The following is a 23,875-nucleotide window of genomic DNA, read 5'->3' on the forward strand; positions in this document are numbered from 1 at the left end:
CATTCCGGGCGCCGGACCGCGGGCGCGGCATCGGCCGGCGATCCGCGATCGCGTGCGGTCATCGCCCGGCGGGCGCGGGCCTCACCAGCGGATCGACTGCGCGTTCGCGCTGAGCCGCCGCAGCAGCCCGCACAGGGTGCGGTACTCCTCCTCGGAGAAGTCGCGGAAGAGCTGCAGGCGCAGCCGCCGCACGCCCATGTCGGCGGACTTCAGCAGCGCCCGTCCGCGTGCGGTGATCGCCACCATCGACACGCGCTTGTCGTGCGAGAACGCCTCCTTGCGGACGAGGTCGTCGGCCGAGAGCTTGTCGACCAGCCGGCTCGTGACCGTGCGCTCGATCACCGAGAGCTCGGCCAGATCGAGCAGCGACATCGGCCCGCGCTCGTCGAGGCACGACAGGATGCGCCAGCTCGTCAGCTTGAGCCCGGACCGGCGCAGAACCGATTCCATCTGATCGCGGTTGAGCCGCTGCAGGAACGAGATCAGGTATTCCGGGGCGTCGACCAGCGGCTCGTCGAGCCGTGGCACGCAGGCCGCGGCCTCGGCCTCCAGGACATCATCATCCGTCTGACGCGTCATATCCGTCACCCTCGATCGCTGAAGCCCGCCCCGGAGCCGTCCGCCTCTCGCGCAACCGCAGACCGGCTCCGGCGCATCGCTTTCAACGCGTTTCGGACCGGCGAACCGGTGACCGCTTCGCCTGCAAGCGCTCTAGCACGCGCGCGGCGTGGTTGACAAATGAGTGCGGAATATGCGCAATAGCACGTAATAACAAAAACGAATTTGAGGGAACGCTCTTTCATGAAGATCACCGTCATTGGCGGCGGCCCGGGTGGGCTGTATCTCGCGCTTCTGACCAAGAAGGCCAGGCCCGACTGGACCGTCGAGGTGTTCGAGCAGAACGGACGCGACGACACCTTCGGGTTCGGCGTCGTCTTTTCCGACGAGACGCTGGACGAGTTCCTCAGCCGCGACAGGCCCGTCTTCGAGGCGATGGGGCAAGAACTCGCCTACTGGCAGGACATCGCCATCCACTTCAAAGGCGAGGAGATCCGCGTCGGCGGCAACGGCTTCTGCGGCGTCTCGCGCCAGCGGCTGCTCAACATCCTGCAGACGCGCTGCGCGGAGCTCGGCGTCGCCCTCACCTTCGGCGCGACGATCGATCCCGACGCGCTGCACGCGCGCTTCGCCGACAGCGACGTGATCGTCGCCAGCGACGGCATCAACTCGCGCATCCGCGAGGCGAACCACGACGGCTTCCTTCCCCGGACGGAGCTCAAGCAGAACCGGTTCTGCTGGATGGGCTCCACCCGGCCCATGGATGCCTTCAACTACTTCTTTCGCGAGACCGAGCACGGCATCATCTGCGCCCACTGCTACCAGTACCAGCCCGACCGCTCGACCTGGGTGTTCGAGATGGACGAGGCGTGCTGGCAGGGGCACGGCTTCTGCGAACACGACGAGGAGGATTCCAGGCGGCGGCTGGAGGCGATCTTCGCGGACGAGCTGGAGGGCCATCCGCTGCTGCTCAACCGGTCCTTCTGGCGCCGCTTCCCCCGCGTCTTCTGCGAGAAGTGGTGGACCGGCAATGTCGTCATCCTCGGCGACGCCAAGGCGTCGGCGCATTTCTCGATCGGCTCGGGCACAAAGCTCGCCATGGAGTGCGCCATAGCGCTTTCCGACGCGCTGGTGGCGCATGGCGAGGACAGCGTCGAGAAGGCTTTCCAGGCCTACGACGCGGCCCGGCGCACGCCGTGCCAGGTCACTCAGCACAACGCGGACGTGTCGCTCGCCTGGTTCGAGCACATGGACCGCTCCTGGGATCTCGATCCGCTGCAGTTCGCCATGGTGGTGATGTGCCGTGCCAAGTCGGTCACCTACGACAATCTGCTTCTGCGCGACCCCGCCTTCGTGCGGCGCGTCGACGACGCCTGGTACGAGCGGCACCTGCGCGAGACGGGCGAGGACCTGCGCGAGAGCCGGCCGACGCCGATGTTCAGCCGGTTCCGGCTGCGCGGCATGGAGCTGGCGAACCGCCTGGTGATGAGCCCGATGGCGCAGTACAGCGCCGATCCCGACGGCAACCCGACCGAATGGCACAAGGTGCACTACGGCTCCCACGCGATGGGCGGCATGGGGCTGATCTTCACCGAGATGACGTGCCCGTCCGCCGACGCCCGGATCACCGAGGGCTGCACCGGCCTGTGGACCGACGAGCACGAGCGGCGGTGGAAGGCGATCGTCGACTTCGTGCACGCGCATTCGGGCGCCCGCTTCTGCATGCAGCTCGGCCATGCCGGCCGCAAGGGCTCGACCCAGCTCGGCTGGGAGAGACCGGACGTTCCGATCGCCCGGCCTGAGCGCAACTGGCCGCTCGTCTCGGCCTCGCCGATCGCCTATGTCGAGGGCGTCAACGCCATCCCCGCGGCGCTCGACCGGCAGGGGATGGACCGCATCCGCGACGATTTCGTCGCCGCCACCCGGCGGGCGGCGCGCGCCGGCTTCGACATGCTCGAGCTGCACTGCGCGCACGGCTACCTCCTGGCCTCGTTCCTCTCGCCGCTCACCAACACGCGCGACGACGGCTACGGCGGCTCGGTGGAGAACCGCGTCCGCTTTCCCCTCGAGGTGTTTTCGGCCATGCGCGAGGCGTGGCCGTCCGAGCGCCCGATGTCGGTGCGCCTGTCGGGCACCGACTGGAAGGAAGGCGGGCTGAGCGAGGACGACCTTTTGGCCATCGCCCGCGCCTTCCACGCGGCCGGATGCGACCTGATCGACGTGTCGGCGGGGCAGACGGTGGCGGACCAGGCGCCGGTCTACGGCCGGATGTTCCAGACCCACCTGGCCGAAGCGATCCGCAACGTGCCGAAGATCGCCACCATGGCGGTCGGCGCGATCACCGAGCCGGCCCAGATCAACACGATCCTGCACACGCGGCGCGCCGATCTGGTGGCGCTCGGCCGGCCGCATCTCTGGAACCCGTTCTTCGGTCATCAGGCGGCGGCCTGGTACGGCGCGCGCAACGAGGCGATGTGGCCGAAACAGTACCTGTCCGGCGCCATGCAGGCCTTTCGCGAGCAGGAGAAGAGCCGCGAGCGGCTGCTCGAGCTGCAGACCAAGGCCGCGCCGGGCCGCCACAACCTCGTCGAACAGACGCAGGCAGGCTGAGGAGGACGCCGCGATGCCGACGACCGAACTTGGCACCCTGCCCGCATGGCTCGCGCTTCATCGGCGCGAGCGCGCCGACGCCATCGCCCTGTGCGGCGACGGCGAAGCGGTGAGCTACCGGCAACTGGCCGACGACACGCAGCGGCTGGCGGCCGGCCTGGCGCGGGCGGGCATCGGCAAGGGCGACGTCGTTGCCGCCCAGCTCGCCAACACGCGGGCCTTCGTCACCGCCTTCCTCGCCAGCGCGACGCTCGGCGCGGTGTTCCAGACGCTGCACATGCCCTACCGGCAGAAGGAGCTGCGCTATCTGCTCGAGCACTCCGGCGCCAGGGCCGTCTTCGCGGTCTCGACCGGCGCGGCAGACGCCCCGGTGCACGAGATGCTGCGCCTGCGCGACGCGCTGGCGAGCCTCGACACGGTGATCGCCGTCGGCGCTCCCGTCGCCGGCGCGACCTCCTATGACGCGTTGTTCGACACCCCGCCGGAAACCCGGTTCCCGGCGGCCGATCCGCAGACGACCTATCTGCTTCTCTACACCTCCGGCACGACGGCGGAGCCGAAGGGCGTTCCCCACAGCGCCGAGGCGTTCCTCGGCAATGCCCACCGTTCGGCGGCCGAGCTGGGCATCACGGCGGACTCGCGCATCCTGTCTCTCGCCGCCTTCTCCCATCTCTACGGCCTGTTCACCATTCATCTCGCGCTCGCCGCGGGAGCCACGATCTGCCTGCTTCCGGCCTATCGGCCGCCCGCCCTGCCCGACGATCTGGCGCGCCTGCGCCCCACCCATGTCTTCGCCGCGCCGGCCCACTTCGCGCCCGTCGTCGCCGACGGCGGCCTCACGGCCGCGCACACGCGGACGATCGAGGTGGCCTGCCTTTCGGGAACGACGGTGCCGCCGTCGCTCGCCCGCGCGCTCGACGGCTTGCTCGAGAACGGCGTCGTCATCCAGCTCTGGGGCATGAGCGAGTTGCAGGCCGGCACCTTCGGCAGACCGGACGACCCGCTCGACACGCGGCTCGCCACGGCCGGGCGCGCCTCGCCCCGGACGGAGCTGCGCGTCGTCACCGATGCGGCGGAGCCGGTCGCGCCCGGCGCGGAGGGGCAACTCGAGGTCCGCGGACCCTCGGTCTTTGCCGGCTATCTGGGAAACCGCGAGGCGAGCGAGGCGTCCTTCCGCTCCGACGGCTGGTTTCGCACCGGCGATCTGGCGCGGATCAGCGCCGAGGGTTTCCTGACGCTGACCGGCCGGACCAAGGAGATCATCAACCGCGGGGGCGTGAAGTACAATCCGATCGAGGTCGAGCTGGTCGCCCTCGGCCATCCCGCGGTCCTGCAATGTGCGGTCGTGCCCTATCCCGATCCGGTTCTCGGCGAGCGCGCGTGCCTGTGCGTGGAGGCCCGGCCGGACGCCGCGATCGGCCTGGACGAGGTGTGCGCGATGCTCGAGGAGCGCGGCATCGCCAAGTTCAAATGGCCGGAACGGCTGGAGATCTTCGAGCAGCTGCCGCTGACGCCGACCCGCAAGGTGATGCGCGGGGCGCTCGCCGAGATGCTGAAAGCCAGAAGCTGAACCCAGAAAGAGGATATTGCATGCAGTACGAACTCTTCGCGCCCGAAGGGGCTCCCGGCGATGCCGGCGAACGTCTCGCCGCCGTTCGGGAGAAGATGGGCGGCCTCCTGCCCAATCTCTACCGGCAGATGGCCGGGGCACCGATCGTCCTGGAAGCCTATCTGACGTTGAGCGACATCCTCTCCCGGTCGTCCTTCAGCCCGGCCGAGCAGCAGCTCATCCTGCTGACCGCCAGCGCCCGGAACGGCTGCCGCTATTGCGTGGCGGCGCATTCGTCCGGCGGACGCATGGCCAAGCTCGACAAGCAGGCGATCGCGGCGGTGCGCGACGGCGCTCCGGCCGACGACGCGCGTCTCGAGGCGCTGCGCCGCTTCACCGAACGCGTGCTGGAGGTGCGCGGCAAGGTCGGCAAGGCCGATCTCGACGCCTTCACCGGCGCCGGCTTCACCCGCGAGCAGGCCGCCGAGCTGCTGGTCGGCGTCGCCATGAAGTCGCTGTCCAATTACTTCTCGCGCCTCGCCGATACCCCCGTGGACGACTTCCTCGCGCGGGTGGAGTGGGCCGGCAACGAGCACGTCTGACCCGCAACAACCATTTTGGGAGGAATGGCATGACAACGAAAACCGGAATCGCCGCGCTTGTGGCCCTGTCCCTCGGCGTGATCGGCGCCCAGGCGGAGCCGTTGAAGATCGGCCTGATAACCACCCTGTCGGGCGGCGGGGCCGGCCTCGGCATCGGCGCCCGCGACGGCTTCATGCTGGCCATCGAGCAGTCGGCCAACAAGGACGTCGAGGTGGTCATCGAGGACGATGCCATGAAGCCGGAGCTGGCGGTGCAGATCGCCGACAAGATGATCCAGAGCGACAAGGTCGACATCCTGACCGGCATCATCTGGTCCAACCTGGCCATGGCCGTGGTGCCGGCCGCGGTCAACCAGGGCCTGTTCTACGTCTCGCTCAATGCCGGCCCGTCCGCGCTCGCCGGCGCGCAATGCCACGAGAACTACTTCAACGCCGCCTGGCAGAACGACAACCTGCACGAGGCCATGGGCTCGTACGCCAACACCGCCGGCTACGAGAAGGTGTTCATCATGGCGCCGAACTATCCCGCCGGCTCCGATGCGCTGACGGGCTTCAAGCGCTTCTACGAAGGCGAGCTCGCGGGCGAGCTCTACACCAAGCTCGGGCAGGGCGACTACGCGTCGGAGATCGCCCAGATCCGCGCTTCGGGGGCCGATGCCGTCTACTACTTCCTGCCGGGCGGCATGGGCATCTCGTTCATGAAGCAGTACGCCCAGTCCAATGTCGGGCTGCCGATCATGGCGCCCGGCTTCGCGCTCGATCAGGACGTTCTGGCCGCGGTCGGCGAGTCCGCGCTCGGCATCTACAACACCGCCCAGTGGTCGCCCGACCTCGACAACGAGGCGAACCGGGCCTTCGTCGAGAGCTTCAAGGAAAAGTACGGGCGCCTGCCCTCGATCTTCGCGAGCCAGGGCTACGACACGGCCAATTTGATCCTCTCGGCCGCCGCCGAGGCCTCCGTCGACGATGCCGACGCCTTCCGCGCCGCGCTCAGGGAAGCCGACTTCGCATCGACGCGCGGCGCCTTCCGCTTCGGCCCGAACAACCATCCGATCCAGGACATCCATGTCCGCCAGGTGGTCAAGGCCGAGGACGGCACGCTGACGAACGCGGTGGTGGGCACGGCGTTCGAAGACCACCAGGACGCCTACGCCAAGGACTGCGACCTTTAACAGGCTGTTGAAGAAGTCCCGGCCGGAGCGGCGACCGGTTCGCCGCCCGCAAACGCGTTTCAACGATGCGTCGGTGCCGCTCCGCAAGTCGCCGGAAGGCAGGGCGGCTCCGCTCGCACCGCCGGCCGCCCGGCCGGTCCGGACCGCTACAGCGGCAGGTCGAGGGTGAAGGTCGAGCCGACGCCGTGCCGGCTTTCGAAGGAGATCTCGCCGCCCAGCATGCGGGCGAGCCGGCGCGACAGGTGCAGCCCGATGCCCACGCCGTCCGCCCTGGCCGCCGTGCTGGCGCGAAAATAGGGCTGGAACACGCTGTCCTTCTCCGCCTCCGGAATGCCGACGCCGCGGTCGATGACGGCGATCAAGAGCCGGCCGCCGCGCGCCCGGGCGCGGAGCGTCACCGGCTCGGTCCTCGGCGAATGGGCGAGCGCGTTGGCCAGCAGATTGCCGAGGATCTGCTGCAGCAGCAGCGGATCGGCGGTGAAGCGGGCCGGCACCGCGTCGCCGATGTCGATGGCGACGGTGCGGCCCGGCCATGCCTCGAGCTGGCGCTGGCGCGCCGCCTCGAGCTCGGCCGCGATGGCGCAGTCGGCAAGGGCGATCTCGATGCGCCCGGCGTCCAGCTTCATGGAATCGAGCGTCGCCTGCATCAGCGCCGTCAGCCGGCCGACCGCGTCGCGCACGCGCCGTGCGCGCTCGGCGATCTCGGTGCGCGGCATCGCCTCGCCGCGGCGCTGGATACGCTGCATCGAGGCGTCGATCACCGACAGCGGCGTGCGGAACTGGTGCGAGACCAGCGCCACGAAGCCGCGATAGGCCTCGCGGATCTCCTGCTCGCGCAGCAGCGACATCTGCGCCCGCTGTTCGGCCTGCAATGCGGCCAGCATGCGCACCGACAGGAAGGCGCCGAGCGCCAGGACGACGATGCCCGCGGCGATCACCTGCAGGATCGCGCCGCGCTGCCGGTCGAGCTGCGCGCCGGTCTCGTCCCACTGCGCGACCATGGCGCCGTTGGCGGCCCGGCCGAGCTCGGTCGCCAGCCGCGCCAGCAGCTCGTGCAGCGCGCTGCCGCCGGTCGCGCCGGCCGAAAGGAACGCGCCTTCGCGCGCATAGACCTGCGCGGCGAGCGCGCGGATCGGCGCGTCATGGCCGAGCGCGGCGAGATAGCGGCGCTGCGGGCCCGCCTCGAGCAGGTCGAGACGGCTGTACAGCACGTCGTAGCGCAGGCGCAGCGCCTCGGCGTCGGCCTCGCCCAGCCGCGCCCGGCCAAGCGTCGCGTCGAGCTGCCGGGCGGCGACCTGGGCCTGCGAGATCGCCCACAGCATGTTGTCGCCCGCCTGGTTGCGCAGCGCCGCCTCGGTGTCCGACAGGCGCCACAGCGCGAAGGCGAGCAGCCCGGTGAAGGCGAGGATGGCGGCGAGGCTGAAGGGATAGGCCAGCACGCCGCGCCGGCCGCTCATCGGACCTCCAGCCGGTCGAGCTGCCACACCCAGCGGTAGTCGTAGCGCAGGTCCTGCAGCTCGGCGTGGTCGTCGCGCGGATAGACGATCCACAGCGGCCCCTTGCCGCGCGGCTCCAGCCGCTCGCCGTCCATGTGGGTCGCCACCACCACGTCGAAGCGCATGAAATCCGTGATCGGGATGTCGATCGCGTAGTCGTTGAGGGCGCTCGCCCGCACCGTCTCGCCCTGCGCGCCGAGCCGGTCGAGCAGGTCGCGCATGTAGAAGCCGTCGAAGCGGCGCACGCCGTCGGTCACCACCGTCGTCGTCTCCAGCCGCGCCGGCGGCAGGGCCTCCAGCATCGCCCGGTCGAACGCCGCCGCGCCCTCGCGGTTGGTGCGTTCGATGCGCCCGGCGACCTCGAGAACCACCGCCCCGTCCGGCTGGCGCAGATCCTCGCCGACGGCCGCGGCGGCGCTCGCCACCGCCAGCGCCAGAGCGAGCCCCGCCGCGCGGCCGGCCCGCGCGACAGGTGATGGACACCGGCGATCTCCGGTCATGCCGTCGCCCCCTTACCGTTTTCCCGAGCGCCGTGTCGCGGCATGCGGCCTGCCCGTTGCTTCGAACGGGGCCGCCGGCGCGCGGCGCGTGCTAGCCCTTCTGTCGCAAAGACGACGACAGAAGGAAAGATGCGCGATGACCGCTCGACGAAACAGCATGCAAGGATGGCGCGGAGCCGGCATCGCCGCGCTGGCACTGGCGCTCGCGCTCACCGCCGCGGCCGGCGCGCAGGCGGGCGGCCGGGACGCCGGGCGTCCGCCCGCCGCCGGGTCCGGGCCGGGGACGACGCCGGCCACGGAGCAGGACGTGACGGCGGCGGCCGAGCGGCTGGTCGAGCGGCTCTACCGCGAGCATCTGGACGCGGTCGGCGGCGAGGGCGTCAGTCCGCTGCACCCCGGCCGCGCCGGCGACTTCTTCATCGCGCCGATCGCCGAGGCGATCGCCCGCGACGGGCTGCAGGCCGACCCGCTGTTCGACGCGCAGGACACCGACATCACGGAGCTGGCGATCGCGCTCGACGCCGAGCAGCCGATGCTGCGCGGCATGATCACCGTCAACGCCGATTTCCGCAATTTCGGCGAGCCGCGGCGCGCCGTTCTGCGGCTGCGCTTGCGGGACGGCGAGCCGCGCATCATCCGCATCGAGCACCCGGACTGGCACTTCGAGTAGCCCGGGCGCCCCGGCGGCCGGCGCACCGGCCGCCGGATGCCGCATCATTCGACGCGGATCGTCACCCGGCTGAGCACCTTGCGCCCGGCGACGTCGAGCAGCCGGAACTCGTAGAAGCCCGGCGCCTCGGGCAGCGTGAAGGCGAGCGGCCCTTCGACGGCCTTCTGCGCCTCGATCCAGGTGAAGTCGGCCTGGTCGGCGCCGGCCAGCGTGACGCGCCGGTCGCCCGTGCCGCCGTCGGCACTCCAGCGCACCTCGACCGTGGCGCCCGGCGCGCCCGTCTCCGGCGCCTGCAGCGCGCCGCCGTCGTTGAGCGCGGCGGTCTCGCCGACCACCTCGAGCGTGTGGCGGGCGAGCACGCGCTTGCCCGCATCGAGCACGTAGCGCACCTCGTAGAGGCCGGTCTCGGCCGGCGCCTCGAGCTCCGCCCCGTCGCGGTTGCCGATCCGCGCATAGTCGCCGTCGGCGTCGTCCGGCGCGCCCATCGGCACCAGGGTGACGTAGTCGCGCGCATGCGGCGGCGTGCCCGACCAGGTGACGGCGACCGGCGCGCCGGCGCGCACGGTGTCTGGCCCCGACAGCTCGATGTCGGCCTCGACCACCTCGACCGTGGCGGCCGCGAGCGTCCGGTCGCCCTCCTGCAGCACGTAGCGCACCTCGTAGAGGCCGGGCTCGGCGGGCGCGCGCAGGCTGCCTTCGCTGGCGTTGCCGACGCGCGCATAGTCGCCGGATTCGCCTTCCGCCGCGCCCATCGGCACGATGGTGACGTAGTCGCGCGGGTGAATGGCGCGCGACCACCGCACCGGGAACGACGCGCCGATGACCGCGCTTTGCGGCGCCTGCACCGAGGCTTCCGCCGCGACGATCTCGATGTCGGCGGAGGCCAGCGTGCGGCCGCCTTCCTCGAGCACGTAGCGCACCTCGTAGAGGCCGGGCTCGGCGGGCGCCTGCAAGCGGCCTTCCGTGTCGTTGCCGACGCGCTGGTAGTCGGTGTACGCGCCCTCGGCCGCGCCGGCCGGCACGATGGTGACGTAGTCGCGCGGATGCACCGGCTGCGACCAGGAGACGGCGAAGCGCGCGCCGGCCGTCGCCGTTGCCGGCGCCTCGACGGAGGCCTCGGCGGCGACGATCTCGATGTCGCCGGCCGCCAGCGTCCGGCCGCCCTCGTCGAGCACGTAGCGCACCTCATAGAGGCCGGGCTCGGCGGGCGCGCGCAGGCTCGCCTCGCTGTCCTTGCCGACGCGCTGGTAGTCGCCGTACTCGCCGTCGGCCGCGCCGGCCGGCACGATGGTGACGTAGTCGCGCGGGTGCACCGCGCCCGACCAGGACACGGCGAAGCGCGCGCCGGCCGTCGCCGTTTCCGGCGCCGTCAGCGTGGCCTGCGCCGCAACGATCTCGATCGTCGTCGCGCCGCGCGTCGCGTCGTCCTCCTCGCGCACGTAGCGCACCTCGTAGAGCCCGGTCTCGGCCGGCGCGCGCAGGCTCGCCTCGCTGTCGTCGCCGACGCGCGCATAGTCGCCATAGTCGCCCTCGGCCGCCCCCGCGGGCACGATGGTGACATAGTCGCGCGGCGCCTGCGCGTCCGCCTCCCACGAGACCGTGAAGGCCGCGCCGACGACGGCGCTGTCGGGCGCGGAGAGCGCGACCGCGGGCGCCGCTTCGGGCTCGGGCGCCGGCTCGGGTTCGGGCGCCTCGGCCACCGCCGTCGCCACCTCGCCGAGCGCCGCGCTCAGCTCGTCGGCATTGCCGGCGGCGACGAAGCGGCCGCCGGTGCGCTCTGCCATGCACGCGACCGCCGCCTGCTCCTCGCCCTTCAGGTCGAAGCCGACGACATGCGCGGTGAAGCCGACGCCCATGCGCTCCAGCTCCTCGGCCAGCGCGCACGGGTCGCGGCCGCAGCTCTCGATGCCGTCGGTGATGACGACCACGGTCGCCGGCCTGTCGCGATAGGCGAGCGCCTCGGCCGCCTGCTCGACGGCCGCCGTCAGCGGCGTCTTGCCCCTCGGCGAGATGCCGCCGACGCGCGCCATGAAGCCGGCGCGGTCGAACGGTCCCGGCGCGATCATCGTCTCGATGTCGCCGCAGTCGCCCTCGCGGCGGTGGCCGTAGGCCATCAGGCCGACATTGGTGCCCTCGGTCCAGCCGCCGACCAGATCGCCGATCGCCTCGCGCGCGATCTCGATCTTCGCGGTGCCGTCGATCTGGCCCCACATGGAGTTCGATCCGTCGAACACCACCATCACGTCGTCGGCCGCCAGCGCCGGCCCGGCGCCGAGCGCCAGGACCGCGGCCGCCGCGATTGCTTTCGCCTTGCGCATGGGTCGTTCCCCTTCCCGTCCTTCGATGTGGCTTTGGCCGGCCGGCCGCGGCCGCCGGCTCACGATAGCGTCATCCCGCCGTGCCGGCGACCGGCGACGGGCCGGAGGGCGCCGCCGATCCCGCTCCGGCCGCCTTCTGCTTGAGCTCGCGGAACTTGCCCGACAGGCTCTCCAGCTTGGCGTCCCAGGCCGGGTCCGGCGTCTGGCCCTCGATGGTCCTGAAGTAGACCTGCATCATGCAGGTGATGGCGAAGGGCTCGAGCAGCGCCACCTTGACGCTCCACGCGAACAGCAGCGCGAACACCATGCCGCCGGCCGACCACGCGCCGGGGATCAGGTAGACGGCGAGCCCGGCCGGGGCGAGCATGACCAGGAAGACGACGAAGGCGAGGCCGTAGACGATCAGCGCCAGCCAGGCGGCGTTCTTCAGCATCGGCTTGTAGTTCTGCCCGTAGAGCACCAGCCCGGTGCGCGCGGAGTCCCAGGCGTTGGTCGCGCGTGTGCGCATGGCATAGGCCAGGATCACCTCGTCGACGAAGCCGACCGCGACGCGCAGGAAGGCGTGGACGATGCCGACGAGCTGCTGCGCGCCGGGGATCGGCAGCACGGTGAGCACGCCGCGCACCAGACCGGTGATCGCCCGGATGACGCCCTTGACGAGCTGGTCGATGGCGAACAGCACGCTGGTCTGGGCGAAGCGCTCGGTGACCTCGCGGCGCGCATGGGCGATCTGCGAGCGGCCCTGCGGCATCGGCCGGCCGTCGAGCAGCTCGACCAGCACGGCGATATGGCCGGCCTTGACGATGTAGAGCGTGTATTCGCGCAGGAAGTACATCACCGCGCCGACGATGGTGAAGCCGGCCACGCCGCCCCAGAAGGTGGCGCCGGCGCGGAAGCCGGCGTCGCCGAAGCCGCCGATGCCCCAGCCGACGCCGGCGCCGACCCCGGTCATCAGCACATAGGCGATGGCGACGCCGAAATAGACGGCGATGCGCAGCAGGATGAAGGGCATGGTGCGCGCCATCAGCCCGAGCGCCTGCCCGATCGAGAAGTCCCACATGGCCGAATCTCCACACTACCGCTCGGATGGCCCGCCTGTAGGGCAATTCGCCCCGCCCGCCCCCCTGCAAACGGAGGGGGCGGCCGCCCTGCGACGGCGACGACGTTGCCGAGCGGCCTGCCGATCGGGCACCATAGGCCGCCTTGCGGGAGATGCGACATGACACAGCCACCACCGGCGGCCGGCGAGCGGCACGTGATCCTGTGCGTGGAGGACGAGGCGGAGTTCCGCGACGACATCGTCGAGGAGCTGCGCGCCTGCGGTCACGCCGCGATCGGCGCCGGCGACGGCCGCGCGGCGCTGGCGATGCTGGCGACGGTGCGGCCGGACCTGATCCTGTGCGACATCTCGATGCCGGGAATGGACGGCTACGACCTGATGGAGACGGTGCGCCGGGAACGCGCCGACCTGGCCGACGTGCCGTTCGTCTTCCTCACCGCGCTCAACGACCGCGAGGCGGTGATCTGCGGCAAGCGGGCCGGCGCCGACGACTATCTCGTCAAGCCGGTCGATTTCGACCTGATGCTGGCCAGCATCGAGGCGCGCCTGGCGCAGGCCCGGCGCGTGCGCGCGCACTACCGGCGGTCCGACGCCGCGTCCGGCGCAGCACGCGGTCGCGCCGGCGATGCCGCCCGGCCCGGCAGCGCGGCGGCATCGGGCGTGCTCGACATCCTCGGCTTCGGCGTCGTGCTGGCCGATGCGCGCGGCGGCGTGCGTTTTGCCAACGCCTTCGCGCGCGCGCTCGCCCGCGACACGCAGAGCCTCTTCGTGCAGGAGGCGCTGCGCGCGGCGACGCCCGAGCTGACGCGGCAGCTTCTCGCCCATGTCGCCGAGGTCGCCGGCGCGGCGGCCGAAGGCGGCGACGCGATGCGCGGCATGGCGCTGCCGCTGCACGGGACCGGCGGCGAGCTGCTGCTCGTCATCTGCGCGCTGCCGCCGGCCGGCGACGACGGCCCGGGCGCGGCCGTCTTCATCTCCGACACGCGGCGCCGCCCGGTGCCGCCCGAGCACGTGCTCGGCGCGCTGTTCGGCCTGACGCCGAGCGAGGCGCAGATCGCGCACGGGCTGGTCAGCGGGCAGCGCAGCGCCGACATCGCGCGGGCGCTCAACGTCAGCCAGACGACGGTCGCCTTCCACCTGCGCAACCTGTTCGAGAAGACCGGCACCAACCGCCAGGTCGACTTCGTCGCCCTGGTGCTCGGCACGCTGGGCGCCTTGCGCTGACACGGCAGGCCGTTCGCTCGGCCGACCGCGCCGCGCGCGGGCGGTGCCGGCGCGCGAGCGCCGCGACCCGAGCCGCTTTTTCGGACCGTCGGACCGGCTTTGACCGCGCCGCTCGGGCTTAAGAACGGCTGCCCGCGATGGCCGCAAGCGCCGTCTCCTCTCCGCGCAGCGGCGCGAGACGGGCGTTCCTATGAATGTTCATCCGGACCCTCCGGGGAATCTGAAGCGCGGCAACGCCAGCCTTCCCGGTCGGCTCCGAATGGACAACCTTCCGAAAGCGCACAGCCAGAGCCGCTCTGCTCGCCACGGACTCGCGGATCGGCTGCAACGCGTTGTCTTGACGCGTTTGCGGATGGCGAACCGCTTTCCACGTCGCCCGGAAACGCCTGAGAGCCGTTCCGCGTTTCACGGAATCGCAGATCGGCTCTAACTCATTGTTTTCACGCGTTTCCGAACGGCGAACCGGTTTCCACTTCGCCTGGAAACGCTTTAGACGAACGCCATCACGAGGACGGCGCCGATCACGATCATGAGCAGGCCGCCGATCAGCATGGGCAGGAGCGTCGCCTCGCCCTCGCCGCGCACCCCGTCAGCCGGTCGCTCGATGCTCGCGTTGCGTTCCGTCATGGCTGCGCTCCCTTGGTCCAGTTTCGACATGGGGTCCGGTTTCGACATGGGGTCCGGTTTCGGGATGGGCGGGCGATGCCGGCGAGCGCGTCCGCGCCGTTGCGGCTGCCTCGCCGCGCCCTGCCCGCTGCGCGGCGGCCGGGCGGTCGGCGGGGGCCGGCGCGCAGGCCCGCTGCCACGCCATCGCCGCCATCAGCCAGTCCCGCAGCAGACCCTTGTCCTCCTTGGAGAAGACGGCCCGCCGCTTCAGGTCGTCGAGCGTCTCGCCGGGATGGCAGCGCGCATAGGCCGCGCCGATCAGCGCCTCCAGCTCGCCCCTCCGGCGCGCGCCGAGCCAACGCGTCGCATCCTGCATCACGGCCCGAATCCCTGAGCGTCCAACGGCCGCGAGGCACCGCCACACGGCCAAGACAAACGATAGCCGATAAAAGATGCATTCACAATACATCTTTTATCGCGCGCGTTATGATCCGCCCACGGACGGATCTCCGGCAGGAGCGCGTCCGACCGGTTCAAACGCCCGTCGCCGCAGGCGCGGCGTCGTTCTTCCGTTGCCGTTCAGAGCGCCGCGTCGAACAGCGCGCGCGTGGTCTCGCGCGTCAGCGGCACCGGGTTGCCGCCGCAGCTCGGGTCGTCGAGCGCCATCGTCACCAGATCGTCGATCCGGTCGCCGGCCACCCCCAGCGCCGACAGGCGGCGGGGGATCGCGAACCGCTCGAGCATGCCCTCGACATGGGCGAGGAAGCCGTCGAAGCCGCCGGCGATCTCCAGATAGGCCGCCGCCCGTGCGATCCGCTGCTCGATCGCCGGCCGGTTGAAGCGCAGCACCGCCGGCATCACCACCGCGTTGGTCGTGCCGTGGTGGGTGTTGTAGAGCGCGCCGACCGGGTGGCTCAGCGCATGGATCGCGCCGAGCCCCTTCTGGAAGGCGACGGCGCCCATCGCCGCCGCGCTCATCATGTGGGCGCGCGCAGCGATGTCGCCGCCGTCGGCAAAGGCGGTCGGCAGGTGGGTCAGCACGAGCCGCATCCCCTCGAGCGCGATGCCCTGGCTCATCGGGTGGTAGTGCGGCGAGCAGTAGGCCTCCAGGCAGTGGGCGAAGGCGTCCATGCCGGTGCCCGCGGTGATCGCCGGCGGCATGCCGACGGTCAGCTCCGGGTCGCAGATGACGACGGACGGCAGCACCTTCGGATGGAAGATGATCTTCTTCACATGGCTCTGCGAATTGGTGAGCACGCCGGCGCGGCCGACCTCGGAGCCGGTGCCGGCGGTCGTCGGCACGGCGACGATCGGCGCGATGGCGTCGGCGTCGGCCCGCGTCCACCAGTCGCCGATGTCCTCGAAGTCCCACACGGGCCGCGTCTGGCCGGCCATGAAGGCGACCAGCTTGCCGAGATCGAGGCCCGAACCGCCGCCGAAGGCGATCACGCCGTCGTGCCCGCCGGCCCGGAAGGCGGCGATGCCGGCCGCCAGGTTGACCTCGGTCGGGTTGGGGTCGACCTCGGCGAAGACGGCGCGGCCGAGCCCGGCGGCCTCCATCAGGTCGCGCGTGCGCGCGGTGATCGGCAGGCCGGCCAGCCCGCGGTCGGTCACCAGCAGCGGCCGTGCGATGCCGGCCGCCGCGCAGGCCGCGCCGATCTCGGCGATGCGTCCCGCGCCGAAGCGGATCGCGGTGGGGTAGGACCAGTTCGCGGTCGGTGCGGTCGTCATCGGCTCACGCCTTCTTCAGGTGATAGGATTTGGGCCGCGTCAGCCCGTGATAGCCGAGCACCGACAGGCCGGCGCCGCGGCCGGTGTCCTTGCAGCCGGTCCAGCACAGCGCCGGGTCGAGATAGTCGCAGCGGTTCATGAACACGGTGCCGGTCTCGAGGCGCGCGCCGATCGCCTCGGCCGCCGCGGCGTCGGCCGTCCACAGCGAGGCGGTGAGCCCGTAATGGCTGTCGTTCATCAGCGCGACGGCCTCCTCGTCGTCGCGCACCGGCATGATGCCGACCACCGGGCCGAAGCTCTCCTCGCGCATCACCGCCATCTGGTGGTCGACCCCGGTCAGCACCTGCGGCGTGAGATAGGCGGCGCCGTCGTCTGCGGGCGCCGGCGCGATGTGCGCCGTCGCGCCGGCCCTGACCGCCGCGTCGATCTGCGCGCGCACGGTCTTGGCGAAGCGCACATGCGCCATCGGGCCGATCGTCGTTTCGGGATCGAGCGGATCGCCGAGCCGGTGGCCGCCAACGAGCGCCACCGCCTCGTCGACGAAGCGGTCGAAGAGGCTCTCGTGCACATAGATGCGCTCGATGCCGCAGCAGCACTGGCCCGAATTGAACATCGCGCCGTCGATCAGCCCGGCGACCGCCGCGTCAAGGTCGGCGTCGGCCCGCACATAGCCCGGATCCTTGCCGCCGAGCTCGGTGTTGACGGCGGTGAAGGTGCCGGCCGCCGCCCGCTCCATCGCCTTGCCGCCGGCCACCGAGCCGGTGAAGTTGACCAGGTCGAAGGCGCGCTCGCCGATCAGCGTCGCGGTGGTCTCGTGGTCGAGGGCGAGGTTCTGGAACACCGCCTCCGGCACGCCGGCGGCATGGAAGGCCTCGGCCAGGTGCTCGCCCACCAGCAGGGTCTGCGTGGCGTGCTTGAGGACCACCGCACTGCCCGAAATCAGCGCCGGCGCCAGCGTGTTGATCGCCGTCATGTAGGGATAGTTCCACGGCGCCACGATCAGCACCACGCCGACCGGCTCGCGCTTGATCTTGCGCACGAAGGCGTCGCTCTCCTCGACGACGATCGGCGCGAGCGCCTGTTCGGCGATGTCGGCCATGTGATGCGCCCGTTCGGCGAAGCCGCCATACTCGCCGCCGTAGCGCACCGGCCGGCCCATCTGGTGCGCCAGCTCGCGCGCCATGCGCTCGGTCTGGCCGCCGATGATCTCGACCGCCCTGCGCACCAGCGCCACGCGCTCGGCCAGCGGCCGCGCCGCCCAGGCCGGCTGCGCCGCGCGCGCGCGCGCCGCCGCGGCGCGCGCGGCGTCGGCGGTGAGCGCCGTGCGGGTCGCGTAGACCGACCCGTCGATCGGGGAGATGCACTGCAACTGGGTGGGCATGTTCAAGACCTCTCGAAACCGCGCGCGATCTCCCAGTCGGTGACCACGCGATCGAACTCTTCCTGCTCCCATTCGGCGCAGCGCGTGTAGTGCTCGACCACCGCGTCGCCCATCGCCGCGCGCAGCATGGCCGACCCGCGCAGCGCCTCGGTCGCCTCGCGCAGCGTCGCGGGGATCTCCGGCGCGCTGTCGTCGCCGTAGAGGTCGCCCGTCGAGGGCGGCTCGAGCGCGAGCCCCTCCTCGAGGCCGGCGATGCCGGCCGCCATCATAGCCGCCTGCGCCAGGTAGGGGTTGAGGTCCGACCCGCCGATCCGGCATTCCAGCCGCACCGCCGGCGTGCCCTCGCCGCACAGCCGGAAGCCGGCCGTGCGGTTGTCGACCGACCAGGCGATGCGGGTCGGCGCGAAGGTGCCCCTGACGAAGCGCTTGTAGCTGTTGACGTAGGGCGCGAGGAAGACGGTGTAGTCGCGCGCGTAGCGGATCACGCCGGCGAGGTAGGCTTTCATCGCCGCCGACATGCCGAGCGCCGCATCGGGCTCGAAGAAGGCCGGCGCGCCGTCCTGCCACAGCGACTGGTGGATGTGCGAGGCGCTGCCGACGCGGCGGTGGTCCCATTTCGGCATGAACGTCGCGGCGACGCCGTTCTGCCAGGCGATCTCCTTGACCGCGTGCTTGGCGATCGTGTGGTAGTCGGCGCACAGCAGCGCGGTGGCGTAGCGGATGTTGAGCTCCTCCTGACCGGCCTCGGCCTCGCCCTTGGAGTTCTCCACCGGGATGCCGGCGGCGAAGAGGTGGTTGCGCACCGGCCGCATCACCGCTTCTTCCTTGGTGGTCTGGAAGATGTTGTAGTCCTCGTTGTAGCCGGAGATCGGCAGCAGCGGCCGGTAGCCGCGCTTGCGCAGCGTGTCGTAGCTGTCCTCGAAGAGGAAGAACTCCAGCTCGGTGGCCGCCATCGCGTCGTAGCCGAGCGCGGCCAGCCGCTCGATCTGCCGCTTGAGCACCGCGCGCGGATCGTGCGGCACCGGCTCGTGCGTGCGGTGGTCGAGCACGTCGCACAGCACCATGGCCGTGCCGTCGAGCCACGGCACCGGGCGCAGCGTGGCAAGGTCGGGTTTCATCGCATAGTCGCCATAGCCCTTCTCCCAGCTCGTCGCCGCATAGCCGGGCGGCGTCGCCATCTCGAGATCGGTGGCCAGCAGGTAGTCGCAGCAGTGCGTCTCCTTGTAGCCGGAGGCGACGAAGTGCCGGGCGTGGAAGCGCTTGCCCATCAGCCGGCCCTGCATGTCGACCAGGCACACCAGCACCGTGTCGATCACGCCCGATCCGGCGAGCTCCGAGAGCTCCTCGAAGGTCATGGCGGGCGGTGTGTCGGTCGTCATGGGCGGTCTCTCCGGTCGTTGTCGGTCGGCAATTGTGCCATGGCGCGTTCGATCAGGGCATGCAGCCGGCGGGCCATCTCGTCCTGGTCGGCCGCGCTGGCGATCAGGTCGTTGCGGATCTCGAGCATGACGTTCGGCCAGCCGCGCGGAAGCGCGTGGCGGACGAGCGTGTGGGTGACGCCGTCCTGCGGACCGTAGGGCCGGTTGCGCTCCGCGCGCAGGCCGGGCACCGCCGGCGCCAGGGCGAGCATGCGGTCGGCCAGCCGCGCGTCGGCGTCGTGCAGGATGCCGATCTCGGTGCTGCGCGGCCGGCCGTGAAAGACCGGGGTGAAGCTGTGCACGGTGACGAGCACGCCGCTGCCGCGCGCCTCGAGCAGCCCGGCGAGCGCGCGCTCGAACGGCCGGTAGACGCACGCGACGCGCGCCGCCCGCTCGGCCGGCGCGAGGCCGCGGTTGCCGGCTATCTCGAACCGCTCGGACCGCGCCGGCATCGCCGATGGCGCCTCGGGCGGGCGGTTCAGGTCGTAGACGAGGCGCGACACCGTGCCGGCGACCAGCGGCGCGTCGAACAGCGCGCTCAGCCGCTCGGCCACCGGCAGCGCGCCGGGATCGTAGGCGGCATGGCTGGCGCGCGCCTCGGCGTCGAGGCCGAGGTCGCCATAGACGGCGGGAATGCGGTTCGACGCATGCTCGCAAACCAGCACGACGGGCGAGGCGCCATCCCGGTTGACGACACGCACCGGCCCATCCACGGGCTGATCGCTGAGGGCGGCTGGCACGGATTTTCCCTCCCGAACGCCGGGCATAGCGCAGGCCGCTGGCTCTGCCAATCGCGGCCTGGCGGGCGCATCGCTCATCGCCGGGCGGCCCCGCCCGCCATGGCCGCGCCGAACGCCTGGACGGCCCGACGCGCCGCCTCGAACCCCTTCCGATAGGCCTCGGGCTGGCCGCGCGGCTCGACCAGCGTGCCGCCGGGCGGCCGCGCGATCTGCCTGCCCGCGCCCTCGGCGGCCAGCATCGCCGTGCCGAGCGCCGACAGCTCGGGATTGTCGGACACGCGCAGCGGCCGGCCGAGCGTGTCGGCGAGAAAGCGGACGAAATGCGGGTTGGCGCTCATGCCGCCGTCGATGGAAACCGGTGGCGCGACCGGCTGCACCGCCTCGATCGCGCCGACGACCTCTGCCGTGCGGAAGGCGATGCCCTCGAAGACGGCGCGCACCATGTCGCGCTTGTGCGTGTCGAGGGTGAGGCCGAGCCAGCTCGCGCGCGCGGTGCGGTCCCAGTGCGGACAGGCGAGCCCGGCCAGCGCCGGCACGAAATAGAGGCCGCGCGCGGCGGCCGGCGGACCGTCGAAGGCCGCGACGTCCTCGAAGGCGTCGAACAGGCCGAGCGAGCGCGCCCAGTTGGCCGCCGCCGACACGGTGTAGACGCCGCCGTCGAGCGCATAGGCCGCCGCCTCGCCGGGCTTGCGCCAGGCCACGGTGGGCAGCAGGCCGTCGCCGGTCGGCGGCCGTTCGTGGCCGGTCAGCGTCAGCGCGAAGGCGCCGGTGCCGAAGGTGATCTTGAGGTCGCCCGGCCGCCGGCAGCCATGGCCGTAGAGCGAGGCCTGCTGGTCGACGACGCTCGCCGTCAGCGGCACGGTCTGGCCGCCGGCCGGCACGGCGCCGAGATCGCCGAGCGTGTCGCCGATCTCGGGCAGCGCCCCGAGCGGCACGCCGAACAGCGCGCACAGCTCGGCGTCCCAGCGGCAGTCGTCCAGCGCCATCAAGGCGGTGCGCGAGGCGGTCGAAACGTCGGTGGCGAAGCGGCCGGTCAGGCGGTCGCGGAAGAAGGCGTCGGTTGTGCCGAGCCGCAGCCGGCCGGCCTCGGCGAGCGCCCGGGCACGCGGCACGTGCGACAGGATCCAGCCGAGCTTGGAGGCCGAGAAATAGGGGTCGAGCGGCAGGCCGGAGCGCTCGAGCGTCAGCGCCTCGGCGCCCTGCGCCTTCAGCCGCGCCGTGTCGGCCGCCGTGCGGTCGTCCTGCCAGACGATCACCGGCGCAAGCGCCTCGCCGGTGCGCGCGTCCCAGGCGAGGCAGCTTTCGCCCTGGTTGGCGATGCCGGCGGCGGCGAGCGGGCCGCGCGCGGCCGCCGCCTCGAAGCAGCCGCGCACATTGGCCAGAAGCTGCTCGGGATCGTGCTCGACCCAGCCCGGCTGCGGATAATACTGCTCGTGCGCGGCCTGGAAGACGACCTCCGCCCGGCCGTCCGGCTCGAAGACGATGCCGCGCGTGCTCGTCGTGCCCTGATCGATGGCGAGAAAGCTCATCGCGGCCCGTCCTGCAGGGCGAGCTGCGCCTGGCCGGACACCAGCGGCGGCAGCCGGTCGAGCGGCACGGTGATGCGCCGCTCCGGCCGGCTGTCGATCCTGGCCAGCGCTCTGGCGTCCGTGCCCTGGCGCAGCGTGAGCGTGCCGTGCGCCGGGCGCGACAGGCGAAGCTGCAGGCGGCCGAGCGGGGCTGCCCGGCGGTCCGGCACCAGCACCTGCGGCAGCACGTATTTCAGCATGTCGCCCGACGTCTCGAGGCGCACCACCGCATCGCGGGCCGGCAGCAGGCCGGCCAGGCTGTCGGCGATCGCGTCGGCCACCGCCCGCCCTTCGCGCCAGCACCAGCCCGCTGTCTCGACCGGATGCAGCATGTTGCCGGCCGCGAAAAAGGCCGGATCGGAGCAGCGGCCGAACTGGTCGACCTCCGGTCCGCCGGTGCGCGGGTCGCGCACCAGGTGGCTGGCATCGAGCAGGGTGGCCTCGGGGCGGAAGCCGCCGGACACGATCACGCCGTCGGTGCCGATCGTCCGGCGCGCGCCGTCGGGGCCGCGGACGACCACGGCCTCGACCCGCTCGCGGCCGACGATCTCCTCGATCCGCGTGCCGAGCAGCAGCGGGATGCCGCGCAGCCGCGGGTACAGACCGGCCGGCCAGCGCGCCGTCGTCGCCGCGCCCGGCTCGATCATCGCCACCGGGCGGATGCCGAGATGGCCGCAGGTCATCAGCGCGGAGAACGCCACCAGCTCGGTGCCGAGCACCACCGGCCGTTCGAACGGCCTGAGCCCCTCCAGGTAGACCAGCCCCTGCAGCGCGCCGGTCGACAGCACGCCGCCCGGCTTGGTGCCGCCGATCAGCCGCTGCGCCCGGGTCGCCTCGCGCACGCCGGTCGACAGGAGCACGCGACCGGCCGCGATCTGCGACACGCCGTCGTCGCGCGAGACGGTGAGCAGCGGCCCGGCGTCGAGCCTGACGACCGTCGTGCGGGGGAAGATCGCGACGCCGGCCCGGCGCGCCGCCTCGACGTTGCGCCGCGCATAGGCCGGCCCCTTCATCAGCCGGCCGTACTCGCGGACGCCGTAGGGATAGTGCCCGCAATGGCGGGGGATGCCGCCCGGCTCGGCCTCGCGGTCGAGCACGACGACATGCCCGATCCCGCGCTCGCGCAGCCGGACCGCCGCGGCGAGGCCGGCCGGACCGGCGCCGATGATCGCCACGTCGGCCGTGGCCGGCAGGTCAGCCGGCATGCGCGCGCTCCGCCGGTTCGCCGGCCGCCGCGTCGCGGGCGGGCGCGCCGGCGATCGGCCGCGCGAAGCGGCCGGCGGTGATCGCCGCCAGTTCGGCCGTGCAGTAGAAGCCCTGGCAGCGCCCCATGGTGACGCGCGTGCGGCGCTTGAGGCCGGCCAGGCTCTGCGCGCGCAAGGGGCCGCGAAGCGCCTCCTCGATCTCGCGTCGGGTGACCAGCTCGCAGTGGCACACGATGCCGCCGTTGCCGGGTGCCTGCCAGTCGCGCGGCCGGCCCTCGGCGATGTTGCGCAGCGCCGGCCAGACCGGCCTCTCGGGCGGCGTGGCGGCGCCGCCCGCCAGCCCCTCGCACAGCCCGAGCACGTGGCGGGCGATGCCGAGCGCGGCGCTCAGCCCGGTCGAGCGGATGCCGCCGACGGCGACGTAGTTGAGCCCGTCGCGCGCCGCGATGCGGTAGTCCTTGCGTTCGGTGGCCGGCCGCAGGCCGGCATAGACCGCGTTGACCTCCTGGCCGGCGAGCGCCGGCAGGATCGCCTCGCCCGCCGCGCGCAGCCGCTCGAGCGTCGCCCGGTCCACCGCGGCGCGTTCGCGGTCGTCCTGCTCCTCGGCCGTCGGCCCGACCAGAAGATTGCCGTAGGCCGTGCGGCAGACGACGATGCCCTTCGTCGTCTCGCTCGGCACCGGCAGCAGGATGTGGCGGCAGAGCCCGGCGGCCGGCTTGTCGAAGACGACGAACTGGCCCTTGCGCGGCCGGATCGTGAAGCCGCTCTCGCCGGTCAGCAGCCGCTCGACCCGGTCGCCGTGTAGCCCGGCGGCGTTGACGACCAGCCGGGCGCGGATCTGCCCGCGGCTCGTGCGCAGCGTCCAGCGCGCGCCGTCGAACGCGCCGCCGGTCACCGCGCAGCGCGGCAGGAACAGCGCGCCGTTCTCGACCGCCTGCAGCAGGTAGGCATAGGGCGTCGACCACGGGTCGATGACGTGCTCGCCCGGCACCCGGAAGCCGGCCTTCACCGACGGCGCGAGCTCCGGCTCGAGCGCGCGCAGCGCCCGCGCCGACAGCGGCTCGACGTCGTCGACGCCGTTCCGGCGGGCCTTGGCCATCAGGTCGTCGAGCCGCGCCTCCTGCGCGTCGTCCCAGGCGAGCACCAGCGCGCCGGTCTCGATCAGCGGCAGGCCGAGCCGGGCATGGATGGCGCGGAACTCGGCGTAGCCCTCGGCGATGCAGCGCGCCTCGAGCGACCCCGGCGGCGCGTCGAACCCGGTGTGCAGGATGGCGCTGTTGCCCTTGGAGGCGCCGTCGAGGATGTCGGGCGCCTTCTCCAGAAGGCAGGCACGCCAGCCGGCCAGCGCCAGCCGCCGCACGATGGCGCAACCGACGACGCCGCCGCCGATCACCGCGACGTCGAGCGTTCCGTTCGCAACGGCTTGGTCAGCGGACATGTCGCCCAGGGCCTGCGCGCATCGGTCAT

At 72.1% G+C, this 23,875-nt stretch carries 20 protein-coding genes; 6 read left to right on the forward strand and 14 right to left on the reverse strand.

Annotated features, from left to right (window positions below):
- Positions 1-81: 81 nt before the first annotated feature.
- A complete protein-coding gene (locus tag N1F89_RS05190; RefSeq protein WP_290082205.1) occupies positions 82-579 on the reverse strand; it encodes a MarR family transcriptional regulator in 498 nt (165 codons plus the stop codon).
- A gap of 222 nt (positions 580-801) precedes the next feature.
- Here N1F89_RS05190 and N1F89_RS05195 point away from each other — a divergent pair, with 222 nt between their 5' ends.
- Genes N1F89_RS05195 through N1F89_RS05210 form a run of 4 tightly spaced genes read left to right on the forward strand, consistent with a single transcriptional unit; the run spans position 802 to position 6,491 of the window.
- The gene (locus N1F89_RS05195) at positions 802-3,168 is read left to right on the forward strand and encodes an FAD-dependent monooxygenase (RefSeq protein WP_290082208.1); all 2,367 of its coding nucleotides are present in this window, start codon (positions 802-804) and stop codon (positions 3,166-3,168) included.
- A gap of 13 nt (positions 3,169-3,181) precedes the next feature.
- Positions 3,182-4,738: a class I adenylate-forming enzyme family protein gene (locus N1F89_RS05200; RefSeq protein ID WP_290082210.1), complete on the forward strand. Its 1,557-nt coding sequence runs from the start codon at positions 3,182-3,184 to the stop codon at positions 4,736-4,738.
- A 20-nt stretch (positions 4,739-4,758) separates the two neighbouring features.
- Positions 4,759-5,319 carry a carboxymuconolactone decarboxylase family protein gene (locus tag N1F89_RS05205; protein WP_290082212.1) on the forward strand — a complete coding sequence of 187 codons (561 nt, stop codon included), beginning with the start codon at positions 4,759-4,761 and terminating at the stop codon, positions 5,317-5,319.
- A gap of 29 nt (positions 5,320-5,348) precedes the next feature.
- Positions 5,349-6,491, forward strand: a complete 1,143-nt coding sequence (locus tag N1F89_RS05210; RefSeq protein ID WP_290082216.1) for an ABC transporter substrate-binding protein — start codon at positions 5,349-5,351, stop codon at positions 6,489-6,491.
- A gap of 146 nt (positions 6,492-6,637) precedes the next feature.
- On the opposite strand, the gene N1F89_RS05215 is transcribed toward N1F89_RS05210, so the two are convergent.
- Positions 6,638-7,948, reverse strand: coding sequence for a HAMP domain-containing sensor histidine kinase (locus tag N1F89_RS05215; RefSeq protein WP_290082218.1), 1,311 nt, complete (start codon positions 7,946-7,948; stop codon positions 6,638-6,640).
- Positions 7,945-8,487 carry a molybdopterin-dependent oxidoreductase gene (locus N1F89_RS05220; RefSeq protein WP_290082221.1) on the reverse strand — a complete coding sequence of 181 codons (543 nt, stop codon included), beginning with the start codon at positions 8,485-8,487 and terminating at the stop codon, positions 7,945-7,947. The genes N1F89_RS05215 and N1F89_RS05220 overlap by 4 nt, the downstream gene beginning before the upstream one ends.
- 157 nt (positions 8,488-8,644) lie before the next feature.
- Here N1F89_RS05220 and N1F89_RS05225 point away from each other — a divergent pair, with 157 nt between their 5' ends.
- Entirely contained in the window at positions 8,645-9,157 is a 513-nt protein-coding gene (locus N1F89_RS05225; RefSeq protein ID WP_290082224.1) for a hypothetical protein, read from the forward strand.
- 44 nt (positions 9,158-9,201) lie between these two features.
- Here N1F89_RS05225 and N1F89_RS05230 read toward each other — a convergent pair whose 3' ends face one another.
- Together N1F89_RS05230 and N1F89_RS05235 are read right to left on the reverse strand one after the other, a co-directional pair.
- The gene (locus N1F89_RS05230) at positions 9,202-11,475 is read right to left on the reverse strand and encodes a VWA domain-containing protein (protein ID WP_290082227.1); all 2,274 of its coding nucleotides are present in this window, start codon (positions 11,473-11,475) and stop codon (positions 9,202-9,204) included.
- A gap of 70 nt (positions 11,476-11,545) precedes the next feature.
- On the reverse strand, positions 11,546-12,535 hold the full coding sequence (locus N1F89_RS05235) for a hypothetical protein (RefSeq protein WP_290082228.1): 990 nt from the start codon (positions 12,533-12,535) through the stop codon (positions 11,546-11,548).
- A gap of 159 nt (positions 12,536-12,694) precedes the next feature.
- Between N1F89_RS05235 and N1F89_RS05240 the strand changes: the two genes are divergently transcribed.
- Positions 12,695-13,759, forward strand: coding sequence for a response regulator (locus tag N1F89_RS05240; protein ID WP_290082231.1), 1,065 nt, complete (start codon positions 12,695-12,697; stop codon positions 13,757-13,759).
- Positions 13,760-14,248: 489 nt separating this feature from the next.
- Here the strand turns inward: N1F89_RS05240 and N1F89_RS05245 are convergent, their stop codons facing one another.
- The 9 genes from N1F89_RS05245 to N1F89_RS05285 all read right to left on the reverse strand — a co-directional run bounded on the left by N1F89_RS05245 (position 14,249) and on the right by N1F89_RS05285 (position 23,846).
- A complete protein-coding gene (locus N1F89_RS05245; protein WP_290082234.1) occupies positions 14,249-14,386 on the reverse strand; it encodes a hypothetical protein in 138 nt (45 codons plus the stop codon).
- Positions 14,349-14,741: a hypothetical protein gene (locus tag N1F89_RS05250; RefSeq protein WP_290082237.1), complete on the reverse strand. Its 393-nt coding sequence runs from the start codon at positions 14,739-14,741 to the stop codon at positions 14,349-14,351. The genes N1F89_RS05245 and N1F89_RS05250 overlap by 38 nt, the downstream gene beginning before the upstream one ends.
- Positions 14,742-14,944: 203 nt before the next feature.
- Positions 14,945-16,096 carry an iron-containing alcohol dehydrogenase gene (locus N1F89_RS05255; RefSeq protein WP_290082240.1) on the reverse strand — a complete coding sequence of 384 codons (1,152 nt, stop codon included), beginning with the start codon at positions 16,094-16,096 and terminating at the stop codon, positions 14,945-14,947.
- A 4-nt stretch (positions 16,097-16,100) separates the two neighbouring features.
- Positions 16,101-17,477, reverse strand: a complete 1,377-nt coding sequence (locus N1F89_RS05260) for an aldehyde dehydrogenase family protein (RefSeq protein ID WP_290082242.1) — start codon at positions 17,475-17,477, stop codon at positions 16,101-16,103.
- A gap of 2 nt (positions 17,478-17,479) precedes the next feature.
- Complete coding sequence (locus N1F89_RS05265; protein ID WP_290082244.1) at positions 17,480-18,856, reverse strand: glutamine synthetase family protein; 1,377 nt, start codon at positions 18,854-18,856, stop codon at positions 17,480-17,482.
- Positions 18,853-19,596: an N-formylglutamate amidohydrolase gene (locus N1F89_RS05270; protein WP_290082247.1), complete on the reverse strand. Its 744-nt coding sequence runs from the start codon at positions 19,594-19,596 to the stop codon at positions 18,853-18,855. Before N1F89_RS05270 ends, N1F89_RS05265 begins: the two co-directional genes overlap by 4 nt.
- Positions 19,597-19,709: 113 nt before the next feature.
- On the reverse strand, positions 19,710-21,164 hold the full coding sequence (locus N1F89_RS05275; protein WP_290082250.1) for an FGGY family carbohydrate kinase: 1,455 nt from the start codon (positions 21,162-21,164) through the stop codon (positions 19,710-19,712).
- Positions 21,161-22,408: an FAD-dependent oxidoreductase gene (locus tag N1F89_RS05280; protein ID WP_290082252.1), complete on the reverse strand. Its 1,248-nt coding sequence runs from the start codon at positions 22,406-22,408 to the stop codon at positions 21,161-21,163. Before N1F89_RS05280 ends, N1F89_RS05275 begins: the two co-directional genes overlap by 4 nt.
- Positions 22,398-23,846, reverse strand: a complete 1,449-nt coding sequence (locus N1F89_RS05285; RefSeq protein WP_290082254.1) for an NAD(P)/FAD-dependent oxidoreductase — start codon at positions 23,844-23,846, stop codon at positions 22,398-22,400. Before N1F89_RS05285 ends, N1F89_RS05280 begins: the two co-directional genes overlap by 11 nt.
- Between the last annotated feature and the right edge of the window lie 29 nt (positions 23,847-23,875).

Source organism: Aquibium sp. A9E412 (assembly GCF_030398335.1).
In the GTDB taxonomy this organism is placed as follows: Bacteria; Pseudomonadota; Alphaproteobacteria; order Rhizobiales; family Rhizobiaceae; genus A9E412.

What these genes read in the sequence shown, in the direction of transcription:
- N1F89_RS05190 (WP_290082205.1), bottom strand. Translation starts at nt 579, where the DNA reads ATGACGCGTCAGACGGATGATGATGTCCTGGAGGCCGAGGCCGCGGCC.
- N1F89_RS05195 (WP_290082208.1), top strand. Translation starts at nt 802, where the DNA reads ATGAAGATCACCGTCATTGGCGGCGGCCCGGGTGGGCTGTATCTCGCG.
- N1F89_RS05200 (WP_290082210.1), top strand. Translation starts at nt 3,182, where the DNA reads ATGCCGACGACCGAACTTGGCACCCTGCCCGCATGGCTCGCGCTTCAT.
- N1F89_RS05205 (WP_290082212.1), top strand. Translation starts at nt 4,759, where the DNA reads ATGCAGTACGAACTCTTCGCGCCCGAAGGGGCTCCCGGCGATGCCGGC.
- N1F89_RS05210 (WP_290082216.1), top strand. Translation starts at nt 5,349, where the DNA reads ATGACAACGAAAACCGGAATCGCCGCGCTTGTGGCCCTGTCCCTCGGC.
- N1F89_RS05215 (WP_290082218.1), bottom strand. Translation starts at nt 7,948, where the DNA reads ATGAGCGGCCGGCGCGGCGTGCTGGCCTATCCCTTCAGCCTCGCCGCC.
- N1F89_RS05220 (WP_290082221.1), bottom strand. Translation starts at nt 8,487, where the DNA reads ATGACCGGAGATCGCCGGTGTCCATCACCTGTCGCGCGGGCCGGCCGC.
- N1F89_RS05225 (WP_290082224.1), top strand. Translation starts at nt 8,645, where the DNA reads ATGCAAGGATGGCGCGGAGCCGGCATCGCCGCGCTGGCACTGGCGCTC.
- N1F89_RS05230 (WP_290082227.1), bottom strand. Translation starts at nt 11,475, where the DNA reads ATGCGCAAGGCGAAAGCAATCGCGGCGGCCGCGGTCCTGGCGCTCGGC.
- N1F89_RS05235 (WP_290082228.1), bottom strand. Translation starts at nt 12,535, where the DNA reads ATGTGGGACTTCTCGATCGGGCAGGCGCTCGGGCTGATGGCGCGCACC.
- N1F89_RS05240 (WP_290082231.1), top strand. Translation starts at nt 12,695, where the DNA reads ATGACACAGCCACCACCGGCGGCCGGCGAGCGGCACGTGATCCTGTGC.
- N1F89_RS05245 (WP_290082234.1), bottom strand. Translation starts at nt 14,386, where the DNA reads ATGACGGAACGCAACGCGAGCATCGAGCGACCGGCTGACGGGGTGCGC.
- N1F89_RS05250 (WP_290082237.1), bottom strand. Translation starts at nt 14,741, where the DNA reads ATGCAGGATGCGACGCGTTGGCTCGGCGCGCGCCGGAGGGGCGAGCTG.
- N1F89_RS05255 (WP_290082240.1), bottom strand. Translation starts at nt 16,096, where the DNA reads ATGACGACCGCACCGACCGCGAACTGGTCCTACCCCACCGCGATCCGC.
- N1F89_RS05260 (WP_290082242.1), bottom strand. Translation starts at nt 17,477, where the DNA reads ATGCCCACCCAGTTGCAGTGCATCTCCCCGATCGACGGGTCGGTCTAC.
- N1F89_RS05265 (WP_290082244.1), bottom strand. Translation starts at nt 18,856, where the DNA reads ATGACGACCGACACACCGCCCGCCATGACCTTCGAGGAGCTCTCGGAG.
- N1F89_RS05275 (WP_290082250.1), bottom strand. Translation starts at nt 21,164, where the DNA reads ATGAGCTTTCTCGCCATCGATCAGGGCACGACGAGCACGCGCGGCATC.
- N1F89_RS05280 (WP_290082252.1), bottom strand. Translation starts at nt 22,408, where the DNA reads ATGCCGGCTGACCTGCCGGCCACGGCCGACGTGGCGATCATCGGCGCC.
- N1F89_RS05285 (WP_290082254.1), bottom strand. Translation starts at nt 23,846, where the DNA reads ATGTCCGCTGACCAAGCCGTTGCGAACGGAACGCTCGACGTCGCGGTG.